The 21,004-nt window shown below is 70.6% G+C and carries 16 protein-coding genes and 1 pseudogene; 9 read left to right on the top strand and 8 right to left on the bottom strand.

The annotated features are described in order from the left end of the window. Entirely contained in the window at nucleotides 1-942 is a 942-nt protein-coding gene (locus QFW77_RS00305; RefSeq protein WP_280572136.1) for a phosphoglycerate mutase, read from the top strand. Further along, the gene (gene recJ / locus QFW77_RS00300; RefSeq protein ID WP_280572135.1) at nucleotides 939-2,675 is read left to right on the top strand and encodes a single-stranded-DNA-specific exonuclease RecJ; all 1,737 of its coding nucleotides are present in this window, start codon (nucleotides 939-941) and stop codon (nucleotides 2,673-2,675) included. Before QFW77_RS00305 ends, recJ begins: the two co-directional genes overlap by 4 nt. A 14-nt stretch (nucleotides 2,676-2,689) precedes the next feature. On the opposite strand, the gene QFW77_RS00295 is transcribed toward recJ, so the two are convergent. Beyond that, the gene (locus QFW77_RS00295; RefSeq protein ID WP_280572133.1) at nucleotides 2,690-4,684 is read right to left on the bottom strand and encodes a diguanylate cyclase; all 1,995 of its coding nucleotides are present in this window, start codon (nucleotides 4,682-4,684) and stop codon (nucleotides 2,690-2,692) included. 113 nt (nucleotides 4,685-4,797) lie between these two features. Here QFW77_RS00295 and prfB point away from each other — a divergent pair. From prfB to QFW77_RS00275, 4 genes are all read left to right on the top strand, one after another. Then, nucleotides 4,798-5,926 (top strand): peptide chain release factor 2 gene (gene prfB / locus QFW77_RS00290; RefSeq protein ID WP_280572132.1). Its coding sequence is split into 2 segments (ribosomal slippage): nucleotides 4,798-4,872 and nucleotides 4,874-5,926, totalling 1,128 coding nucleotides; the frame shifts between segments, so codons are not numbered across the junction. 93 nt (nucleotides 5,927-6,019) lie between these two features. Next, complete coding sequence (lysS, locus tag QFW77_RS00285) at nucleotides 6,020-7,549, top strand: lysine--tRNA ligase (RefSeq protein ID WP_280572131.1); 1,530 nt, start codon at nucleotides 6,020-6,022, stop codon at nucleotides 7,547-7,549. Nucleotides 7,550-7,718: 169 nt separating this feature from the next. After that, nucleotides 7,719-8,777, top strand: a complete 1,059-nt coding sequence (locus QFW77_RS00280; protein WP_280572129.1) for an HD domain-containing phosphohydrolase — start codon at nucleotides 7,719-7,721, stop codon at nucleotides 8,775-8,777. Then, nucleotides 8,774-10,966: an ATP-binding protein gene (locus tag QFW77_RS00275; RefSeq protein WP_425603236.1), complete on the top strand. Its 2,193-nt coding sequence runs from the start codon at nucleotides 8,774-8,776 to the stop codon at nucleotides 10,964-10,966. Before QFW77_RS00280 ends, QFW77_RS00275 begins: the two co-directional genes overlap by 4 nt. A gap of 68 nt (nucleotides 10,967-11,034) precedes the next feature. Here QFW77_RS00275 and QFW77_RS00270 read toward each other — a convergent pair whose 3' ends face one another. Both QFW77_RS00270 and QFW77_RS00265 read right to left on the bottom strand, forming a co-directional pair. Next, entirely contained in the window at nucleotides 11,035-11,922 is an 888-nt protein-coding gene (locus tag QFW77_RS00270; RefSeq protein WP_280572128.1) for a crotonase/enoyl-CoA hydratase family protein, read from the bottom strand. A 168-nt stretch (nucleotides 11,923-12,090) separates the two neighbouring features. Next, the gene (locus tag QFW77_RS00265; protein ID WP_280572127.1) at nucleotides 12,091-13,767 is read right to left on the bottom strand and encodes a long-chain fatty acid--CoA ligase; all 1,677 of its coding nucleotides are present in this window, start codon (nucleotides 13,765-13,767) and stop codon (nucleotides 12,091-12,093) included. A gap of 311 nt (nucleotides 13,768-14,078) precedes the next feature. On the opposite strand from QFW77_RS00265, the gene QFW77_RS00260 reads away from it, so the two are divergent. Continuing rightward, the gene (locus QFW77_RS00260; protein WP_280572126.1) at nucleotides 14,079-14,483 is read left to right on the top strand and encodes a nuclear transport factor 2 family protein; all 405 of its coding nucleotides are present in this window, start codon (nucleotides 14,079-14,081) and stop codon (nucleotides 14,481-14,483) included. Between the two features lie 53 nt (nucleotides 14,484-14,536). Here QFW77_RS00260 and acnA read toward each other — a convergent pair whose 3' ends face one another. Further along, nucleotides 14,537-17,290, bottom strand: a complete 2,754-nt coding sequence (gene acnA / locus QFW77_RS00255; protein WP_280572125.1) for an aconitate hydratase AcnA — start codon at nucleotides 17,288-17,290, stop codon at nucleotides 14,537-14,539. Nucleotides 17,291-17,431: 141 nt separating this feature from the next. On the opposite strand from acnA, the gene QFW77_RS00250 reads away from it, so the two are divergent. Together QFW77_RS00250 and QFW77_RS00245 are read left to right on the top strand one after the other, a co-directional pair. Further along, complete coding sequence (locus tag QFW77_RS00250; protein ID WP_180676715.1) at nucleotides 17,432-17,677, top strand: AbrB/MazE/SpoVT family DNA-binding domain-containing protein; 246 nt, start codon at nucleotides 17,432-17,434, stop codon at nucleotides 17,675-17,677. A gap of 12 nt (nucleotides 17,678-17,689) precedes the next feature. Further along, nucleotides 17,690-18,091, top strand: coding sequence for a type II toxin-antitoxin system VapC family toxin (locus tag QFW77_RS00245; RefSeq protein WP_180676716.1), 402 nt, complete (start codon nucleotides 17,690-17,692; stop codon nucleotides 18,089-18,091). A gap of 13 nt (nucleotides 18,092-18,104) precedes the next feature. Here QFW77_RS00245 and QFW77_RS00240 read toward each other — a convergent pair whose 3' ends face one another. The 4 genes and pseudogenes from QFW77_RS00240 to QFW77_RS00225 form a co-directional block, all read right to left on the bottom strand. Continuing rightward, the gene (locus QFW77_RS00240; RefSeq protein WP_280572124.1) at nucleotides 18,105-19,169 is read right to left on the bottom strand and encodes a protein-glutamate methylesterase/protein-glutamine glutaminase; all 1,065 of its coding nucleotides are present in this window, start codon (nucleotides 19,167-19,169) and stop codon (nucleotides 18,105-18,107) included. Next, on the bottom strand, nucleotides 19,166-19,765 hold the full coding sequence (gene cheD / locus QFW77_RS00235) for a chemoreceptor glutamine deamidase CheD (RefSeq protein WP_280572123.1): 600 nt from the start codon (nucleotides 19,763-19,765) through the stop codon (nucleotides 19,166-19,168). The genes QFW77_RS00240 and cheD overlap by 4 nt, the downstream gene beginning before the upstream one ends. Continuing rightward, nucleotides 19,762-20,637: a CheR family methyltransferase gene (locus QFW77_RS00230; protein WP_280572122.1), complete on the bottom strand. Its 876-nt coding sequence runs from the start codon at nucleotides 20,635-20,637 to the stop codon at nucleotides 19,762-19,764. Before QFW77_RS00230 ends, cheD begins: the two co-directional genes overlap by 4 nt. A gap of 73 nt (nucleotides 20,638-20,710) precedes the next feature. Beyond that, nucleotides 20,711-21,004: pseudogene (locus QFW77_RS00225) on the bottom strand (methyl-accepting chemotaxis protein); the annotation flags it as partial.

Here is a 21,004-nt window from a genome sequence, read left to right as displayed (position 1 = left end):
GTGGCTCCCCGCGCCGTCTTCCTGTTGCCGGCGGCCGAGGCCTTCGGCGCGCAGCGTCTCGATCCGATCCGCGCCCGTGCGCTCGGGCGGGGCGACCGGCTGCCGTCGCGCGAACCCGGTCCCCGGGCCCAGCTGCTGCGCCGGTTCGAGGTGCTGCCGCGGCGGATTCCGGTCGCGGCGCTGACCCGCCAGGCCGACGCCGGCGATGCCGCCGGACACGCCTGGCTGCGCGCGGATCCGGCCCACATCCGGCCCGATATCAACGGCGCACGGCTGTTGGCCTGCGGCGAAACGCTGGGGCTGGGCGCCGACGACGCCGCGCAGCTGCTGCGGCCGCTGAAGCCGCTGTTCGGTGACGCCGGCTTTCCGATCGACGCACCCGTTCCGTCGCGCTGGTACCTGCGCCTGCCGCTGCAGGCGCGGTTGCCCGAGTTCGCCCCGCCATCCGAAGCGCTGGGCGCGGACCTGTTCGAGCACATCGCCGAGGGCGTGGAGGGGCGGCGCTGGCGGGCGCTGCTCAACGAGGCGCAGATCGTGCTGCACAACCATCCATGGAACGAAGGGCGCGCCGCCCGGGGCCTGGGGACGGTCAACTCGCTGTGGTTCTGGGGCGCCGGCGTGCTGCCGGACCGGGTGGCCTCGGAGTTCGCGGAGGTGTCCGGCGACGACGAAGCGTTGCGGGCGCTGGCGACGGCCGCCGGGATCCGCGCCGTCGCGGCCGCGCCGCAGTTCGAGGCCCCCGCCGCCGACGCGCTGTTCGACCTGCGTCCGCTGCGTGACCTGCGGCTGTTCGGCGAGGCATGGCTGGCGCCTGCGCTCGCCGCGCTGGACCGCAAGCAACTGGCGACGCTGGAGCTCGATCTGGCCGATGGCCGTGGCTATCGCCTGGCGCGCGGGCAGCGCTGGCGGTTCTGGCGACGGCCGCAGGCCGCGCTGGAATGATCGCCCCGCTGCGCCGGATCCGCCGCCGCGTACGCGCCGCCGACGATGACGCCGCCTGGCCGGCCCACGTGCCGCCGCTGCTGCGCCGGATCTACGCGGCGCGCGGGATCGTGAACCCCGGGCTGGCGCAGCCGCGGCTGGACCGCCTGCTGCCCCCCGACGCCATGACCGGCATCGCCGACGCCGCGATCCTGCTGGCCGATGCCATCGCCGGCGGTCGCCGGATCCTGGTGGTCGGCGATTTCGACTGCGATGGCGCCACCGCCTGCGCGGTGGCGGTGCGCGGGCTGCGCATGCTCGGTGCCCGCGACGTCGCCCATGCGGTGCCCAATCGCATGGTCCACGGCTACGGGCTGTCGCCCGGACTGGTGGAGGAACTGGCCGCGCTCGAGCCGGACTTGCTGGTCACCGTCGACCACGGCATCGCCTGTCACCAGGGGGTCGCCGCGGCCAAGGCGCGGGGCTGGCGGGTGCTGGTCACCGACCACCACCTGCCCGGCGAACGGCTGCCGCCGGCCGACGTGATCGTCGATCCCAACCTCGCCGGCGACGGCTTTCCCAGCAAGGCGCTGGCCGGGGTGGGGGTGATCTTCTACGTACTGCTGGCGCTGCGCGGCGTGCTGCGCGGCCGCGGCGCGTTCGCCGGGCCCGGGCCGGACCTCGCCGCGCTGCTGGATCTGGTGGCAGTCGGCACCGTCGCCGATCTGGTGCCGCTGGACGCCAACAACCGGGCCCTGGTCGCAGCGGGGTTGCGGCGCCTGCGCGCCGGCCGCGGCTGCCCGGGGCTGTCCGCGCTGATCGAGGTCGCCGGGCGTCACGCCGCGCGGCTGACCGCCGCCGACATCGGCTACGCGCTGGCGCCGCGGCTCAACGCCGCGGGGCGTCTGGAAGACATGGCCATCGGCATCGAGTGCCTGCTGTGCGACGAGCCCGCCCGGGCGCGGGAACTGGCGCGCCTGCTGGACGGCATCAACGCCGAGCGCCGCGGGGTGCAGCAGACGATGCTGGACGAGGCCGAGGCCGCCATCGCCGGGCGGGTGCGGATCGCCTCCGGGGCCGGTGCAGCGCCGGCGCTGTGCCTGTTCGACCCCGACTGGCACCCGGGCGTGATCGGGTTGGTGGCGTCGAAACTGAAGGAGCGGCTGCACCGGCCGGTGGTGGCGTTCGCGCCCGCCGAGCCCGGCAGCGCCGTCCTGCGCGGATCGGCACGCTCGATTCCCGGCTTCCACATCCGCGATGCGCTCGCCGCCGTGGACGCCGCCGAACCCGGCCTGATCGAGCGCTTCGGCGGCCATGCCATGGCCGCCGGGCTGAGCCTGGAGGCGGCACGCTTCCCGGCGTTCGAGCGCGCCTTCTGCGCGCATGCCGCGGGGACTCTGGACCCGGCGCTGCTGCAGGCGCTGATCGACAGCGACGGCGAGCTGCAGCCCGGGGAGTTCGACCGCTTCCATGCCGAGGCGCTGCGCGATGGCGGCCCCTGGGGACAGGGCTTCCCCGAACCGCTGTTCGACGGCGAGTTCTCGCTGCTCGAGTGCCGGCCTTTCGGCCAGCGCCATCTTCGGCTGCGGCTGCGCGCGGACGGACGCGGTGCGCCGCTCGACGCGATCCAGTTCGGCGGGGCCGAGGCGGGCGAGCCCGCGCCGCGGATGCGCCTGGCCTACCGGCTTGTGCCCGACGACTACCGCGGCGGCGACGCGATCCAGCTGGTGGTCGAGCACCGCGAGCCCGCCTGAGCGGGCCCCGGGACCTAGGCGCGCTGCGGGGTCGCAGGGGCGGTCGCCGGCGGTTCGACCGCCTCGTCGGCCCAGCGCACCTCGGGACGACTGGAGACGGCCGCGACATCGCCCAGCGCGATGAAGCGCTCCGGGTCGGCGGCCACGGCCGGGATCGCCGCGTCGCGCCCGGGACGGCCGCAGAGACCGACCCAGGCGTCGCGTCCGCTGCGCTTGGCCGCGTACAGGGCGCGATCGGCCAGGCTCACCGCCTGCTGCCAGTCGCTGCCCGAGGCGCCGCGCACCGGGAAGAACGGCCAGCAGGCGAACCCGATCGACACCGTGAGCCGCGCCGCCGCCCCGTCGGCGAGCTGCAGCGGCGTCTCGGCGACCGCGGCCCGCAGCCGTTCGGCGACCGCATCGGCGCCGCGCTGGTCCAGCCCGAAACAGGCGACCAGGAACTCCTCGCCGCCCCAGCGCGCCACCAGGTCGTTGGGGCGGCAGGCCCGTTCCAGCCGCGCCGCCACCTCGACCAGCGCGGCGTCGCCGGCGCTGTGGCCGTGGCGGTCGTTGATCTGCTTGAAGCGGTCCACGTCGATCAGGAACACGGTACCGCGGCGGATGTCGGCGCCGGCTTCCGCCTGGGGGGCGTTGGCATCGCCGAGCGCCTGGTCCAGGCGCCGCGACGCCGCGCCGCGGTTGAGCAGGCCGGTCAGGGCATCGACCGCGCCCAGATGGCGCAACCTGCGGTTGACGCGGCGCTGGTAGAGCGCGAACGCCACCATCGCCAGGGCCAGCAGCGCCAGGCTCGCCACCGCCCAGTTGCGCAGCGTGCGGCTCTGGTCGAGCGCCTGCGCCTGCTGCTGGTCGTGCTCGCGCAGGGCTTCGAGCTCGCGGTCGCGCCCGGCATCCTGCAGCCGCGCCTGCAGTCCGGCCAGCGCGGCCAGATTCTGCGACTTGAGGGTCGACACCTCGAGCAGGCGCAGGCGCTCGGCCGCCTCCAGCGCCCGTTCGGGGCGCTGCAGCGCCCGATGCGCCGCGATCAGCGTCTCCAGGGCGGCGATCCGTTCGGCGCGGAACCCGGGGCCGGCCGCGAGCGCCTCGGCTGCACCGGCCTGGCGCAGCGCGGCCTCGGCATCGCCGGCGCGCAGGGCGAGTTCCGCCAGGCGTATCCGGGTCAGGGCTTCGCCGGCAGGGTCGGGGAGGGCCGCCTGTTCGGCTGCGATCGCTTCCAATCGCGCCAGCGCGCCCGCGCCCGGCTCCCGGCGCGCCAGCAGCGCCAGCAGCGCCAGGCGTTCGGCATCGGCGCGCAGGGCGACCATGCCCTGGTCCAGCCTGCGGCCGCGTTCGGCGGCCAGCTCCAGCGCTTCCAGCGCCTCGCCGTCGCGCCCCATCCGGATCAGGTTGAGGGCGTGGTTGTAGTCGAGGATCGGATCCTCGCGCCCGGCCTGGGCGGAAAGCGCCAAGGCCTGGCGGAAATAGCCGTCCGCGGCCTCGTACGCGCCCAGTTCGCCGCTGTGGATCGTGCCGATGTTGGTCAGCGCCACGACCTGCGCCACTCCGGCCTCGTCGTCGCGGGCCGCTTCCCAGGCCCGCACGTAGTACTCCAGCGCGCCGTGCACCTCGCCGGTCATGTGCAGGATCGCGCCGGCATTGGACAGCGCCCGCAGCGCGAACTCCGGGGTGGTCGCATAGGCGTCCAGCTGGTGGCCGATGCGCGCGGCCGCGTCGTTGGCACGCTCCGCGTCCCCGGCGATCGCCGCAGCCATCCCCAGGCAGGCCAGCGCCTTGATCTCCGCTTCCGGCTGCAGGCCGGGAACGGCGAGGATCGCCTCGGCCGCGGCGATCGCGGTCCGCGGCTCGGTGCGGCGCATGGCCAGGCAGCGCGCCACCGCCGCCTCGACGTCGGTGCCCGGTGGGTCCGGCGCCGGCCGCGGTGCCGTCGCCGCCGGCTGCAGGCAGAGCAGCGCCGCGCAGGCGGCGGCTGCGAGCGCGGGAGGCAGCAGGCGGCGGGAGCGGGATGCGTGCATCGTCGCATTGTACCGACGCGATCCGGCCCGCCATCCGGCCGCGCCGGGGGGCGGCGCACGGCGCTGGACGGGCTTGCTAGAATCGCCCGCTTGCCCGACCAGGTTCGCCAGACATGATGGAACTCAATCCCGTCCGCCAGCGCATCGCCGACCTGCAGGGCCGGCTGGAAGCGCTGAGGGGGTATCTTTGACTACGATGCCAGGCGCGAGCGGCTGGAAGAGGTCGAGCGCGAGCTCGAGGACCCGAAGATCTGGGACGACCCGGCGCGTGCCCAGGCCCTCGGCCGCGAACGCTCGCTGCTAGATCGCACCGTCAACGGCATCGGCTCGCTGACCGCGGGCCTGTCCGGCGCCGCCGAGCTGCTCGAGCTGGCCGAGGCCGAGGGCGATGCGGACACCGCCGGGGCCGTGACGGCCGACGTCGAGCGCTACGCCGCCGAGGTGGATCAGCTCGAATTCCAGCGGATGTTCTCCGGGGAGATGGATGCCGCGCCGGCCTTCGTCGACATCCAGGCCGGCGCCGGCGGCACGGAGGCGCAGGACTGGGCCGAGATGCTGCTGCGCATGTACCTGCGCTGGGCCGAGTCGCGCGGCTGGAAGACCGAGCTGATGGAGGTCAGTGGCGGCGAGGTGGCGGGCATCAAGTCGGCCACCGTGCGGGTGGAGGGCGACTACGCCTACGGCTGGCTGAAGACCGAGACCGGCGTGCACCGGCTGGTGCGCAAGTCGCCGTTCGATTCCGACAACCGCCGCCACACCAGCTTCACCTCGGTGTTCGTCTCGCCCGAGGTGGACGACAACATCGACATCGAGATCAATCCGGCCGACCTGAAGACCGACGTGTACCGCTCCTCTGGCGCCGGCGGCCAGCACGTCAACAAGACCGAGTCCGCGGTGCGCATCACCCACGTGCCCACCGGCATCGTGGTGGCCTGCCAGACCGGGCGCAGCCAGCATGCCAATCGCGACACCGCGATGAAGATGCTGGCGGCGAAGCTCTATGAGCTGGAGATCCAGAAGCGCAACGCCGAGCGCGATGCGGTGGAGGCCACCAAGTCCGACATCGGCTGGGGCAGCCAGATCCGCAATTACGTGCTGGACCAGTCGCGGATCAAGGACCTGCGCACCGGGATCGAGCGCTCCGATACCCAGAAGGTGCTCGACGGCGATCTCGACGAGTTCGTCGCCGCCAGCCTCAAGGCCGGGCTCGAGGCTGGCTCGAAACGCGCCGACGCCGTGTAGCCCTCCGTTTTAGGCTCCTGGGGAGCGACGGCAGTCGCGACCCGGATGCCTCGACCCCATCGCGACTGCCGTCGCTCCCACAGATCCGCGCCCATGTCCGACCGCAGCCAGCCATCCCCATCCGACGAGAACGCCCTGGTCGCCGAGCGCCGCGGCAAGCTCAGGGCGCTGCGCGCGCAGGGAGTGGCGTTTCCAAACGATTTCCGCCGCAGCGACGAGGCCGGCGCACTGCAGGCCGAATACGCCGACGCGGAACGCTGGAGCGGCGAGGCGCTGGAGGCGAACGGGCGTCGCGTGGCGCTGGCCGGGCGCCTGCTGGCCAAGCGGGTGATGGGCAAGGCCGCCTTCGCCCAGATCCAGGACGCCGGCGGGCGCATCCAGCTGTTCCTGCAGTCGTCCGCGCTCGGCGAGCGCTACGAGGCCTTCAAGGGCTGGGACGTCGGCGACATCGTCGGCGTGGAGGGCACGCTGATGCGTACCCGCACCGGCGAGCTCTCGGTCAAGGCCGACGCGCTGCGCCTGCTGACCAAGGCGCTGCGGCCGCTGCCGGACAAGTGGCATGGCCTGGCCGACGTGGAGCAGCGCTACCGCCAGCGCTACGTCGACCTGATCGTCAACCCGCAGGCCCGCGAGGTGTTCGTGCGGCGCTCGCGGATCATCGCGGCGATGCGCGCCTGGCTGGATGCGCGCGGCTTCCTCGAGGTCGAGACGCCGATGATGCACTACATCGCCGGCGGAGCCGCGGCGCGGCCCTTCGTCACCCACCACAACGCCCTCGACCTCGAGCTGTACCTGCGGGTGGCGCCGGAGCTGTACCTCAAGCGGCTGGTCGTCGGCGGCTTCGAGCGGGTCTACGAGATCAACCGCAATTTCCGCAACGAGGGCGTGTCGACCCGGCACAATCCCGAGTTCACGATGCTCGAGCTCTACCAGGCCTACGTCGGCTACGGCGAGGTCATGGACCTGACCGAGGGCATGATCCGCGACGTCGCCCAGCAGACCCTCGCCTCCACGTCGCTGCAATGGGAGGGCAGGGCGATCGACCTGGGACCGCCGTTCCGGCGCTGGAAGCTGGAAGAGGCCGTGCGCGAGCTCAACCCGGAGATCTCCACCGCGGACTGCCGCGACCGCGATGCCCTGGCGCGCCATTGCGAACGGCTGCGGATCCCCCTCAAGCCTGCATGGGGCTGGGGCAAGCTGCTGCTGGAGATCTTCGAGCGCACCGTCGAGGATGGCCTGGTGCAGCCCACCTTCATCACCCACTACCCGGTGGAGGTGTCACCGCTGGCGCGCGAGTCCGACGCCGACCCCGGGATCACCGACCGCTTCGAGCTGTTCATCGGCGGCAAGGAGATGGCCAACGGCTTCTCCGAACTCAACGACCCCGAGGACCAGACGGCGCGGTTCCTGGCCCAGGTGGAGGCGAAGGCGGGGGGCGACGACGAGGCGATGCACTACGACGCCGACTACATCCGCGCGCTCGAGGTGGGGTTGCCGCCGACCGGGGGCCTGGGCGTGGGGATCGACCGACTGGTGATGTTGTTCACGGATTCGGCATCGATCCGTGACGTACTGTTGTTTCCCTACATGCGTCCGGAAGCGGCGGAACACGGCAGGGAGTGACCCTGGCGGGCAGTTGCTGTCCTGACGGCCGCACGAATCGCGTTGCTGAATGGAGGAGCATCCCGCTCCGTGCCGCGGGTCCGGGGCACGGGACTTGCTTGCCTACCCCAGTCCGGCCACTATCCCGTACTGTCCGGGGGGGGGCCGATTCAGCCAACGGAACTGCGATGTGAATATCGTCATCGTCGACGACCAGACGTCCGCGCGCACCATGCTGCGGCACATTCTCGAGGACATCAGTCCCGAGCTGGACGTGCTCGACTTCGGCGATCCGCAGGTCGCCCTGCAGTGGTGCCACGACAACCGCCCGGACCTGCTGCTGCTCGACTACCGGATGCCCGGGATCGACGGCCTGGAATTCGCGCGTCGCTTCCGACGCCCGCTGCTGCACCGCGACGTGCCGATCGTGCTGGTGACCGTGGTCGGCGACGAGCCGGTCCGGCAGGCGGCCCTGGACGCCGGGGTCATCGACTTCCTGGTCAAGCCGATCCGTCCGCGCGAACTGCGGGCGCGCTGCCGCAACCTGCTGCAGCTGCGCCAGCACTCCGAATCGGTCAAGCAGCGGGCGCTGTCGCTGGAGCAGCGGCTGCTCTCGAGCATGCACGAGGTCGAGGAGCGCGAGCGCGAGACCCTGACCCGGCTGGCGCGGGCGATCGCCTACCGCGACGCCGGGACCAGCGCCAACCTCGAGCGCGTCGCCCACATCGCCGGCCTGGTCGCCGACGAGATGGGACTCTTCGAGGACGAGGTGCGGATGATCGAGCTGGCGGCGCCGCTGCACGACATCGGCAAGATCGCCATTCCCGACGCCCTGCTGATGAAGCCCGGCCCGCTCAACGCCGAAGAGACGGCGCTGATGCGCAAGCATCCGCAGATCGGCTACGACCTGCTCAGCGGCAGCCAGAACCGTTTCATCCAGCTCAGCGCCACCATCGCGCTGCGCCACCAGGAGCGCTACGACGGCAGCGGCTATCCGGACGGCCTGGTCGGCGAGGAAATCCCGGTGGAAGCCAGGATCGTGGCGGTCGCCGACGTCTTCGACGCGCTGATCTCGCTGCGGCCCTACAAGCGCGCCTGGACCGTCGACGAGGCGCTCGCCTACATTTCCGACAACAGCGGCAAGCTGTTCGACCCGCGCTGCGTCGACGCGCTGCTGCGCAACCGCGATCGGCTCGAGGAGCTTTCGCGGCGCTTCGGCCAACCGCTGGTCCGCCAGCACCTGCAATGAGCGGCCTGGGCGGGCTCCTGCACTGGATCCGCGCGCGCCTCGGCGGGCGGCCCGACAGCGAGCATCTCCAGGTCATCGTCCGGATCGTCATCACCTCGCTGTTCTGCGCGTATCTGGGGTGGCAGGTCACCGGCGGCAACAGCGACGGCGCCCTGTTCGTCACCTGGCTGATCCTCCTCGGCGAACTCGGTCTCTCGTTCGTCCTGATCGGCGCGATCCTGGTCCGGCCAGGCGTTTCCCACGCGCGGCGCTGGTGCGGCATGCTGGCCGACTACTGCGCGCTCGGCGCGGTGATGTACCTGCAGGGCGAGACCGCCTCGCCGCTCTACGCGGTCTACCTCTGGGTCACGATCGGCAACGGCCTGCGCTACGGGCCCAAGTACCTGTACGCTGCGACCGCGCTGGCATCGGTGTCGTTCCTTGCCGTCATCCAGCTGACTCCGTACTGGATCGGCAATCCGTTCCTTTCGTGGGGCCTGCTGGTGGGGGCGGCGGCGGTGCCGCTGTACTTCGCTTCCCTGCTCAACCGGTTGACCGCCGCGATCGAGGACGCGCGACGCGCCAACGAGGCCAAGAGCCGCTTCCTGGCCAACATGAGCCACGAGTTCAGGACCCCGCTGAATGGCCTGGCCGGGATGTCGGAACTGCTGGCGACCACCCGCCTGGACGGGGAGCAGCGCGAGTACGTCACCACCATCCAGGCGTCCACGCGCTCGCTGCTGGCGTTGGTCGAGGACGTGCTGGACATCTCCGCGATCGAGGCCGGCAAGCTCAAGCTGGCATCCGAGAACTTCTCGCTGCAGGAACTGGTGGAGAACATCGGCTACATCCTCTCGCCGGCGGCGCGCGCCAAACGCCTCGACTACCAGGTGCAGATCGACTCGGACGTCCCGGACCAGCTGCTCGGCGATCCCTCGCAGCTGCGCCAGGTGCTGGTCAACCTGGTCAACAACGCGATCAAGTTCACCGACCAGGGCTACGTCCGCATCGGGGTGGCACTGGCGCAGCCGCGCCGCAGCGGCTCGGCGCGGATCCGCTTCACCGTCTCGGACTCGGGGATCGGGATCCCGATGTCCGCGCGTTCGAAGCTGTTCGAGGCGTTCGAGCAGGCCGACACCAGCCTGGCGCGCCGTCACGGCGGGACCGGCCTGGGCACCACCATCGCCAAGGGCCTGACCGAGGCGATGGGCGGCACGATCGGCTTCGAGAGCCAGGAGCACGCCGGCAGCAGGTTCTGGGTGGAGCTTCCGTTCGAGGTCCGGACCGATTCCCCGCTCCAGGAGGAACTCGACCGGATCGGCGCCCGCTCTTCGGGCGGCGCGCAGCAGCGGGAGAACGTCATCCCGTTCTCGGATCCGTTCGTCCGCCACCGCGTCCGCGTCGCCCCGATGCGGATCCTGATCGCGGACGATCACGCCGCCAACCGGATGGTGTTGCAGAGCCTGCTGCAGAAGGCCGGACACAGGGTGGTCGCGGTCGACGACGGCGAGCAGGCCCTCGATGCGCTCGAGGCCGCCGATTACGAGGTGGTCATCGTCGACCTGCACATGCCGGGAGTGACCGGCCTCGACCTGTTGCGGCAGTTGCGGGTGATGCAGGCCGGCGCCGAGGTCCGCACACCGGTGATCATCCTCAGCGCCGACGTCACCCCGGAATCGATCCAGGCCTGCGAGCGCGCCGGCGCCAGGGCGTTCATCGCCAAGCCGGTGGTCGCTTCCAGGCTGCTGGACACGCTGGCCTCGATCGCCAGCGGCGAGCAGCCGGAGGGCCACCTCTCGGCTTCGTCGCGGGCGGAACCCGGGCGGGACAACAGCGTGCTCGATCCCCACGTGCTGGAAGAGCTCAGCGCCTTGGGCATGGGCAAGGCGTTCGAGACCAAGTTCATCGCCCAGTGCCTGGCCGACGCGAAGGAAGCGATCGCACGATTCGAGCAGCAGGCCCGCGCTGAGCAGTGGGACCAGGTACGCGACCATGCGCACGCATTGAAGGGCGTGGCCAGCAATCTCGGCCTGGTCAAGGTGGCCGCGGCCGCCGGGGAAATCATGCGCCTGGCGAACTGGCAGATGGGTCGCGAGTGGAAGCCGAGGCTCGAAGGCTTGCGCGACGCGCTGGGGCAGGGCCGGACCGCGCTGGCCGCCCGTGGACACCTGGGTGCGGAGACGCGGGAAAGCGACGGCGACGCGGGTTAGCGCACCAGCGCGAAGGCCCGGGCATAAGCCCGGGCCCTCTCATCGGAATCCAGCGGTTCGGCTGACCGTCAGGCGGTGACGGCGCTGGCCTCGCCTTGGCGGCGGTACTGCGCCCGCACCAGTCGCTCCATGGTCCGCAACGACTTCTCGCCGAGCTGCAGGGCGGTGTCGACCCAGATCTCGGTGATCGTCATCAGCTCCTCGAGCGTCACCGGCTGCGACAGGGCCCGGACCCGGTGCATCGCCGCGCGCGCATGCGGGATGCGGCGGTTGGCGCGGATCACGTCCTCCACCGCCTTGACGCCCTCGCCGCGCGGCACCAGCACGTCCACCAGGCCCATCCGGTACAGCTCGTCCGCTTCGAAGACATTGCCCTCGAGCATCAGTTTTTCGGCCTGGTGCGAGGAGATCCGCTTGCACAGGAACGAATAGGCGCCCATCCCTGGGAACAGGTCGAACAGCACCTCGGGCAGGCCCATGGTGGCGCCTTCCTCGGCGACGATGGTGTGGCAGCTCAGGGCCGCCTCGAAACCGCCCCCGAGCGCGTCGCCCTGGACCAGGGCGATGCTGTGCGCGCCGACACCGAGGCCGACGTTGAACGCGTGCACCCCGCGCACGCACTGCCGCGCGTACGACAGCAGCGCGTTGCGGTCGCCGTTGCGGATGGCACGGCAGAAGAGTTCGAGGTCGCCGCCGAGGTTGAACACGTCGGAATCGGAGGCGAGGACCACATGGGCCAGTCCCTTGCCGGCATCGTGGTCGCGGCGCAGCTTGTCGGCAAGGCCCTGCTGGTAGACCAGGATCTCGTCCACGAGCGCGGGCTTGAAGCAGGCACGCCCGGGATTGGACGTCGCGTCGCCGTGCATGTAGCACCAGTGGACGCCGCGCTCCGCGTCTTCTGCGACACGCAGGGTGTTGAAACGCGGGGCAAGCTGGAGGGTCTCGACGTTGTTCATGGTATTTCCCCTGAGGGTGGTGGAAGGGTGGGGGCCGGCCAGTCGGGCGCCCGGCCGGTGGCCAGAGTGTGACGGTTGCCCGATTGGCCCCTTCTATGCGCCGAAAATCGCCAAACTGCAAGCGATCTCGGCGTTTCCACAGGGAAATACCGCGATTTTTCGGCCCGATCAGCCCGCCGATGCGTCGCGCAGTTCGCGTCGCAGGATCTTGCCGACGTTGGTCTTCGGCAGCTCCTTGCGGAACTCCACGATGCGCGGCTGCTTGTAGCCGGTGAGATTCTCGCGGGCGTGGGCCTTGACCTGGTCGGCGGTGAGGCTCTGGTCCTTCTTGACGATGACTACCTTGACAACTTCACCCGATTTGTCGTCGGGGACGCCGACGGCCGCGACCTCCAGCACGCCCGGCATCATCGCGATCACGTCCTCGACCTCGTTGGGATACACGTTGAATCCGGAGACCAGGATCATGTCCTTCTTGCGGTCGACGATGTAGAAGAAACCGTGCTCGTCCATCTTCGCCATGTCGCCGGTATGCAGCCACCCGTCGGCGTCGATGGCGCGAGCCGTCTCTTCCGCGCGCTGCCAGTAGCCCTTCATCACCTGCGGACCCTTGATGCACAGTTCGCCGACCTCGTCCACCGGCAGCATGTTGCCGGCCTCGTCCTTGACGCAGGCATCGGTCGAGGGGATCGGCAGGCCGATCGCGCCGTTGTAATCGGCCAGGTCCATCGGGTTGATGCAGGCCGCCGGCGAGGTCTCGGTCAATCCGTAAGCCTCGATCAGCGGTACTCCGGTGACCTTCTTCCAGCGTTCGGCGACGGCGCGCTGCACGGCCATGCCGCCGCCGAGGGTGAGCTTGAGATGGGAAAAATCCACCTCGTCGAAGCCGGGCGTATTGAGCAGCCCGTTGAAGAGGGTGTTGACGCCGGTAATTGCGGAGAACCGGACCCCCTTGAGCTCCTTGACGAAGCCCGGCATGTCGCGCGGGTTGGTGATCAGATGGTTGAGACCGCCGATCTTCATGAAGACCAGCCCGTTCGCGGTCAATGCGAAGATGTGATACAGCGGCAGCGCGGTGATGATCACCTCGCGCCCCGGCTCGAGTCCGGTGCCGATCCACGCCGCGGCCTGTTGCATGTTGGCCACCATGTTGCGGTGGGTCAGCATCGCACCCTTCGCGACCCCGGTGGTGCCGCCGGTGTACTGAAGGAAGGCGATGTCGTCTGGATCGATGTCGACCTCGACCAGCGCATGGGCACTGCCTGCCTTGAGCGCGTCGCGGAATCGGACCGCGCCGCGAATGCTGAAGTCCGGGACCATCTTCTTGACGAACTTGAGCACGAAATTGACGATCGCACCCTTCGGAAACCCCAGCATGTCGCCCAGCCCGGTGGTCAGGACCTGCCGCACCTGGGTGTCGGGCAGCGCCTTCTGCACGGTGTCGCCGAAGTTGTCGAGCACCAGGATGACGCTGGCGCCGGAATCGACCAGCTGGTGCTTGAGTTCGCGCACGGTGTACATCGGGTTGACGTTCACCACCGTCAGGCCCGCGCGCAGCACGCCGAAGGTGGCGATCGGGTACTGCAGGCAGTTGGGCATCATGATCGCCACCCGGTCGCCCTTCTTGAGCTTCAGGTCGCCCAGCAGATAGGCGGCGAACTGCCGGCTGAGTTCATCGACCTCGCCGTAGGTGAGGGTCCGCCCCAGGTTGGAGAACGCCGGGCGATCGCGGAAGCTGTCGATCGCGCCCTGCAGTACCGCCGGGATCGAGCGGAACTGGTCGACATCGATCTGTTCGGGAACTCCTGCCTGGTAGTGCTGCAGCCACGGACGTTCGATGGTCATGCGTTCCCCTCCCTGATGGCCAGCGGCGCTCTGGGGGCGCCGTCGTGCGTTGTCTCCGGATTGGAGCATAGGCTCTAGAGGCTGGCAAGGCGGCTGCGCCGGACCCTGCCAGGCGCTAGGCTGGGCGCGCAAACCGAACGGAGCGGACGATGCAGGCGGAAGCGCGAAGCAGCGATGGGGGAGGCGGTTCTGGGCCTCCGGAGGCGGTGGCGTCCGGGCGCGCGGGGACTGTCCGGCCCGCTCGCGCCCTCCATGCCCCGATATCGGCCACGCTGTGGACAGGGCTGCACCGGTGGATCTGCGCGCTGGCCGTGCTGGGGGCGCTGGCGGCTTGCGCGCGGCCGGCGCCCGAGCAGGCGCTGCGCGAGGCGGTGGAGGGGGTCGGCGCCGCGATCGAGGCGCGGGATGCCGGCGCGCTGGAGCGCTGGCTGGCCGAGGATTTCATCGGCCCGGACGCGATGGACCGCGACCAGGCACGCCGCGCGGCCACGCTCTACATGATGCGGTACCAGTCGGTGGGGGCGACCCTGGGGCCGCTGGATGTGGAGCTGCAGGGCGAGGATCGCGGCACCGTCCGGTTCACGGTGGCGCTTTCGGGCGGTACTGGCCGCCTGCTTCCGGATTCGACACGGTTGTACCAGGTGGAAACCGGCTGGCGCGCGCGCGACGGCGACTGGCGCATGACCAGCGCGAACTGGTCGCCTCTGGTCCGTTGACGCGCCGGCGGCGCTGCCGCCGGCCGGACCCCCGCCTCTGGGCAGGCCGCCGGTCAGGCGTCCTTGGCGGCGAGCTGGCGCAGCACGTAGTGGAGCAGGCCGCCGTGGCGGAAGTACTCCACCTCCTTCGGCGTCAACAGCAGCACGTGGGCCTCGAAGCGGGTCTCCGCGCCATCGGCCTTGCGTGCGACGATCGTGGCCGTCTTCGCGTTGCCGTCGTCGAGCCCGACGATGTCGATGGTCTCCGAACCGTCCAGGCCGTGGCCCTTGGCGCTCTCACCCTCGCGGAACTGAAGCGGCAGCACCCCCATGCCCACCAGGTTGGAGCGGTGGATGCGCTCGAAGCTCTCGGCCACCACCGCCTTGACGCCCAGCAGGTTGGTGCCCTTGGCCGCCCAGTCGCGCGACGAGCCGGTGCCGTATTCCTTGCCGGCAAATACCACCAGCGGAACGCCGTCGGCCTTGTAGCGCATCGCCGCGTCGTAGATCGGCATCTTCTCCGGCGGCTCGCTGCCGAAGTACAGGGTGTTGCCGCCTTCCTCTCCGCCGAAGAACAGGTTCTTGATTCGGATGTTGGCGAAGGTGCCGCGGACCATCACGTCGTCGTTGCCCCGGCGCGAACCGTAGCTGTTGAAATCGGCCGGCTGCACGCCGCGCTCCTGCAGGAAGCGCCCCGCCGGCGAGTCCTTCTTGATGTTTCCCGCGGGCGAGATGTGGTCGGTGGTGATCGAATCGCCGAACAGACCCATCACCCGCGCGCCCTGGATGTCGGAGATGCTGCCGACATCCATGGTCATGCCGTCGAAGTAGGGTGGGTTCTTGATGTAGGTCGACGACGCATCCCATGCGTACAGGTCGCCGTCGGGCGAGGCGATGGCGTTCCAGCGGCTGTCGCCCTTGAACACGTCGGCGTAGTTCTGGGCGAACAGCTCCGGGCCCACCGTCGCGGCGATGGTGTCGCCGATCTCCTTGTTGCTGGGCCAGATGTCGCGCAGGAACACCGGCTTGCCGTCGGCGTCCTGGCCGAGCGGCTCGCGGGTCAGGTCGATGTCCACGGTGCCGGCGATCGCGTAGGCGACCACCAGCGGCGGCGAGGCGAGATAGTTCATCTTCACCTCGGCGTGGATCCGTCCCTCGAAATTGCGGTTGCCCGACAACACCGACGCCACCGCCAGGTCGTTCTGGGCGATGCCCTTGGACACCGCCTCGGGCAGCGGCCCGGAATTGCCGATGCAGGTGGTGCAGCCGTAGCCGACCACGAAGAATCCGAGCTTCTCGAGGTCGTCGAGTACCCCGGCCTTCTTCAGGTAGTCGGTGACCACCAGCGAGCCCGGCCCGAGCGAGGTCTTGACCCACGGCGCCGCCTTCAGGCCACGCGCCACCGCGTTGCGGGCGAGCAGGCCGGCGCCCAGCATCACCGCCGGATTGGAGGTGTTGGTGCACGAGGTGATCGCGGCGATCACCACCGAGCCGTCGGTCAGCTCGTGCTCGGAATCGTCGATCGTGATCTTCGAAACCGGCCTGGCCGCCAGGTGCTCGGCCTGCGGCTGGCCGCCGCCTTCCTTCTCGAAGCGCTCGACCTGCTCGGCCACCGCGCCGTTGCGGTTGGCCACCAGCGGACCGACGTTGTCGTGGAAGTTCTGCTTGACCTCCTCCAGCAGCACCCGGTCCTGCGGGCGCTTCGGCCCGGCCAGCGAGGGACGCACCTGGCCGAGGTCGAGCTCGAGCGTGGCGGAGTAGGTGGCCTCCGGCAGGCCCGGCTCGTGCCAGAGGCCCTGCGCACGCGCGTAGGCCTCGACCAGCGCGATCTGCTCCTCGCTGCGCCCCGACAGGCGCAGGTAGGTCAGCGCTTCGGCGTCGATCGGGAAGATGCCGCAGGTGGCGCCGTATTCCGGGGCCATGTTGCCGATGGTGGCGCGATCCGCCAGCGGCAGGTGGGCCAGGCCGTCGCCGTAGAACTCGACGAACTTGCCGACCACGCCGTGCGCGCGCAGCTGCTGGGTGACGGTGAGTACCAGGTCGGTGGCGGTGGCGCCCTCGGGCAGGCGCCCGGTGAGCTTGAAGCCGACCACCTGCGGGATCAGCATCGACGAAGGCTGGCCGAGCATCGCCGCCTCGGCCTCGATGCCGCCCACGCCCCAACCGAGCACGCCGATGCCGTTGATCATGGTGGTGTGCGAATCGGTGCCGAACACGGTGTCGGGGAAGGCCCAGGCCTCGCCGTCCAGCTCGCGCTCCATCACCACCCGCGCCAGGTTCTCCAGGTTCACCTGGTGGACGATACCGGTGTTGGGCGGCACCACCTTGAAGTTCTCGAACGCCTTCTGGCCCCAGCGCAGGAAGCCGTAGCGCTCCTTGTTGCGCTCGAACTCGATCTTGCCGTTGAGGTCCAGCGCGTCGCGGCGGCCGAACACGTCGACCTGGATCGAGTGGTCGATGACCAGCTCGGACGGGATCTGCGGGTTGATCTGCTCGGGCCGGCCGCCGAGGCGGGTGACGGCGTCGCGCATCGCCGCCAGGTCCACCACGCACGGCACGCCGGTGAAGTCCTGCAGCACCACCCGCGCCGGCATGAAGGCGATCTCGGTGTCGGGAACGGCCCTGGCGTCCCACTTCGCCACCGCCTCGATGTGCGCAGGCGTGACGCTGACCCCGTCCTCGTGGCGCAGCAGGTTCTCCAGCAGGATCTTCATCGAGTAGGGCAGGTGCGCGATGTCGAAACGCTCGCCGAGCTTCGGCAGGCTGGCGTAGGCGTAGGTCCGGCCGTTGACGTTCAACTGGCTGCGCGTGGCGAAGGAATCGCTCATGGGGCGAAGACTCCTGTGGCTGGGTGCGGGGGCGCCGCGGCATTCTCGCCGGGCGCTCGTGACGGCAAAGTATGCCTGATTGAGTATGACAAGGAAAGTATGTAGACTCACGGCATACCCGGACCGTGGCGGAGACCGCCGATGGAAGCGACCGTTGCCGAACGTGGCCAGATCACCCTTCCCAAGGCGGTGCGCGACGCCCTGGGCCTGAGCAAGGGCACCATCCTCAAGGTCGAACTCGACGGTGGCCGCATCATCCTGCGCAAGAGCGTCGACGACGCGATCTCGCGCGCCCGCGGTCGGTTCCGGCTGGACGGTTTCGCCGATACCGACGAGGCCCTGAAGACGATCCGCGGGCGCGCTCCCGGCGACCCGCTCGATCCCTGACCGGCGCCGCCGATGATCGCCATCGACACCCCGGTCCTGGTCGACCTGCTCGCCGACGGGCCCCACGCCGATGCCGCCGAGCTCTGCCTGCGGCAATGCCTGGCCAACGGACCGGTAGCGGTGTGCGACGTGGTGCTGGCAGAGGTCTGCAGCGCGCTCAAGGACGGTGCCGAGGCGCTGTCGGTGCTGGAGGAGATGAGCATCCGCTTCCACCCGCTGGAAGCCAAGTCCGCGCTGCGCGCCGGCGAGATGCAGCGCCGCTACCGCCAGCGCGGCGGAACCCGCACCCGCGCGGTACCGGATTTCCTGATCGGCGCGCACGCGCTGCTGCAGTGCAACGGCCTGATCACCCGCGACGACCGCTTCTTCCGCGACTACTTCAAGGGCCTGAAGCTGATCGTGCCCTCGATCTGAGCCGCGGCCAGGGTCAGGGATTGGCCGGCACCGCCGTCGCCAGCTCCAGCACCCGTGCGGCAATCCGGTCCAGCGGCAGGACCTGCTGCGCGGCGCCGAGCTTCACCGCGCTGCCCGGCATGCCCCAGACCACGCTGCTCGCCTCGTCCTGCACCAGGGTGGCCGCGCCCGCCTCGCGCATCTCCAGCAGACCGCGCGCACCGTCGTCGCCCATGCCGGTCAGGATCACGCCGACGGCGTTGGCGCCGGCGCTGCGCGCCACCGAGCGGAACAACACGTCGACCGCGGGCCGGTGGCGGTTGACAGGCGGCCCGTCCTCCACCCGGCAGCGCCAGCGGGCGCCGTCGCGCACCACGGCCAGATGGCGGTCGCCCGGGGGAAGGTAGACATGGCCCGGCAGGACCGCCTCGCCCTCGATCGCCTGGCGTACCGACATCGCCGAGAGCCGGTCCAGCCGTTCGCAGAACGAGCGGCTGAACCCGGCGGGGATGTGCTGGGTGACCACGATCGCCGGCGCATCGGCGGGCATCTGCTCGAGCACCACCCGGATCGCCTCGGTGCCGCCCGCCGAGGCGCCGATGGCGATCAACCGGTCGGTGACCCGGAAGCGCAGCGCCGCCGGCGCCGGCATCGCCTGGCGTGCGGCCGGGCGCGCGAGCGGCTGCACCCGTGCGCGGGCCGCGCCGCGGACCTTGGCGCGGATCTCCTCGGCGTACCGCTCCAGCCCCTGGGCGATGCCGACGGTCGGCTTGGTCACGAAGTCCACGGCACCGAGAGAAAGCGCCTGCAGGGTGATCGCCGCGCCCGGACCGGTGAGCGAGGAAACCATCACCACCGGGGTCGGCCGCAGCCGCATCAGATTCTCGAGGAACACCAGGCCGTCCATCCGCGGCATTTCGACGTCGAGCGTGATCACGTCCGGATCCAGGCGCTTGATCTTCTCGCGCGCGATCACCGGGTCGTTGGCGGTCCCCACCACCTCGATGTCCGGATCGCCGTCGAGGATCTCGGTGAGCAGCTGGCGGACCACCGCGGAGTCGTCGACGATCAACACCCGGCAGCGTGGACCTGCGCTCATCCGAACAGCTCCACTTCGCCGCAGACCGGCGCGCGCGACAGCCGCGCCCGCACCGCGGACTCGGTAGCGGCCACTTCGGCCTGGTGGGCGTGCGGCAGGCGCTGCACCATCACCTTGCCGGTATGCGGGAAGAACCAGACCTTGCGCGGATGGATCCCCTGCAGGTCGGAGGCTAGCACCGGAATGCGCTCGGCCTGTAGGTACTCGCGCACGAACTCGGCGTTGCGGGTGCCGACCGGATTGTTGACGAAGCCCTGCAGCACGTTGGCTCCACCGAACACCTTCGCCTCCAGGCGCGAGCGGCTGGCGCCGCGCTTGAGCAGCTCGTTGATCAGCAGCTCCATGGCATAGCTGCCGTAGCGCGCCGGCGCGCCGTCGCTGACGGTGCCTTCGGGCAGCATGAAGTGGTTCATCCCGCCGATCCGGAGCACCGGGTCGCGCACGCACGCCGCCACGCACGAGCCCAGCACCGTGACCAGCGCGGTCGGGTCGTCGACCACCAGGTACTGGGTGGGCAGCAGCTTGGCCGCCGGCACCTTGAAGCGCGGGTCGTGATAGCGCATCACGTCGTCGGTGCGCGCCGCCACGCTGCTCATGGGGCGCCCGCCTGGGTGCGGCGATAGAGGGTGCGGCCGCAGGGGGTGATGAGGTCGGCGGCGTGCAGGTAGTTCTCCGAGTGTCCGGTGTAGAGCAGGCCGTCGCGGTCCATGTGCTGGACCAGCCGGCCGAGGATCGCGCGCTGGGTCGGCTTGTCGAAATAGATCATGACGTTGCGGCAGAACAGCGCGGCGACCGGTTCGCCGACGTCGTAGCGCGGCGCCAGCAGGTTGAGCGGGCGGAATTCGATCAGCTTGCGCAGCGCCGGGCGCACCCGGCACAGGCCGCTGCTGGCGCCGGTGCCGCGCTGGAAGTAGCGGCGGCGCAGTTCCGCGTCGAGCGCGGCGACCCGCTCGATGGGATACACCCCCCGGTCGGCGGTGGCCAGCACCTGGGTGTCGATGTCGGTCGCCAGGATCCGGACCGGTGGGGCCAGCGAACCATGGGTCTCGCAGGCGACGATCGCCATCGAGTACGGCTCCTCGCCGGTGGAGGCCGCACAGGTCCACAGGCGCGCCGCCCGGCCCGCGTCGCGCAGCTCCCCGAGCTGGTCGCGGAGGCGTTCGAAGTGATGCGGTTCGCGGAAGAACGAGGTCAGGTTGGTGGTCAGGGCATTGGTGAATGCTTCCCACTCGTCGCCGCCGTCGCGCTCGAGGCGGTCGAGGTAGTCGCGGAAGCTGGAGAGTCCCAGCGCCCGCAACCGTCGCGACAGGCGTCCGTACACCATGTCGCGCTTGGCCGGGACCAGCGCGATGCCGGCCCGGTCGTGGATCAGCTCGCAGACGCGGCGGAAATCGCGATCGGCGAACTCGAATTCACGGTCGTCGGCCGCGGCGCGCGGCAGGGTGGTGGCTGGGGGATGGCTGGACACGATTCGCGCACGCTGCGTCAGGGGGCCGCGGCGGCGGGATTGCCGCCGCGGTGTACGGCCGTGGGACTCCGCGCTAGGCCTCCACGGGCTCGGGGTGCCGCGCGGCCGAGCGGATCCGCGGGGCGCCCGCGCCGGTCCCGGCGCGCGCCGGCGCCGGCGCGCCGTCCTGGATCCGGAACACCGCCACCACTTCCGAGAGCTGCGCGGCCTGTTCCTCCATGGAGTGGGCGGAGGCCGAGGCCTCTTCGACCAGCGCGGCGTTCTGCTGGGTGGTCTCGTCCATGCTCACGATGGTCTGGTTGACCTGCTCGATCCCCGAGGCCTGTTCCTGCGAGGCGGCCGAGATCTCGCCCATGATGTCGGTCAC

Source organism: Luteimonas endophytica, from assembly GCF_029887875.1.
GTDB classification, from domain to species: Bacteria; Pseudomonadota; Gammaproteobacteria; order Xanthomonadales; family Xanthomonadaceae; genus Luteimonas; species Luteimonas endophytica.
This window is presented reverse-complemented; position numbering and strand designations above follow the sequence as displayed.

What these genes read in the sequence shown, in the direction of transcription:
- recJ (WP_280572135.1), top strand. Translation starts at nt 939, where the DNA reads ATGATCGCCCCGCTGCGCCGGATCCGCCGCCGCGTACGCGCCGCCGAC.
- QFW77_RS00295 (WP_280572133.1), bottom strand. Translation starts at nt 4,684, where the DNA reads ATGCACGCATCCCGCTCCCGCCGCCTGCTGCCTCCCGCGCTCGCAGCC.
- lysS (WP_280572131.1), top strand. Translation starts at nt 6,020, where the DNA reads ATGTCCGACCGCAGCCAGCCATCCCCATCCGACGAGAACGCCCTGGTC.
- QFW77_RS00275 (WP_425603236.1), top strand. Translation starts at nt 8,774, where the DNA reads ATGAGCGGCCTGGGCGGGCTCCTGCACTGGATCCGCGCGCGCCTCGGC.
- QFW77_RS00270 (WP_280572128.1), bottom strand. Translation starts at nt 11,922, where the DNA reads ATGAACAACGTCGAGACCCTCCAGCTTGCCCCGCGTTTCAACACCCTG.
- QFW77_RS00265 (WP_280572127.1), bottom strand. Translation starts at nt 13,767, where the DNA reads ATGACCATCGAACGTCCGTGGCTGCAGCACTACCAGGCAGGAGTTCCC.
- acnA (WP_280572125.1), bottom strand. Translation starts at nt 17,290, where the DNA reads ATGAGCGATTCCTTCGCCACGCGCAGCCAGTTGAACGTCAACGGCCGG.
- QFW77_RS00250 (WP_180676715.1), top strand. Translation starts at nt 17,432, where the DNA reads ATGGAAGCGACCGTTGCCGAACGTGGCCAGATCACCCTTCCCAAGGCG.
- QFW77_RS00245 (WP_180676716.1), top strand. Translation starts at nt 17,690, where the DNA reads ATGATCGCCATCGACACCCCGGTCCTGGTCGACCTGCTCGCCGACGGG.
- QFW77_RS00240 (WP_280572124.1), bottom strand. Translation starts at nt 19,169, where the DNA reads ATGAGCGCAGGTCCACGCTGCCGGGTGTTGATCGTCGACGACTCCGCG.
- cheD (WP_280572123.1), bottom strand. Translation starts at nt 19,765, where the DNA reads ATGAGCAGCGTGGCGGCGCGCACCGACGACGTGATGCGCTATCACGAC.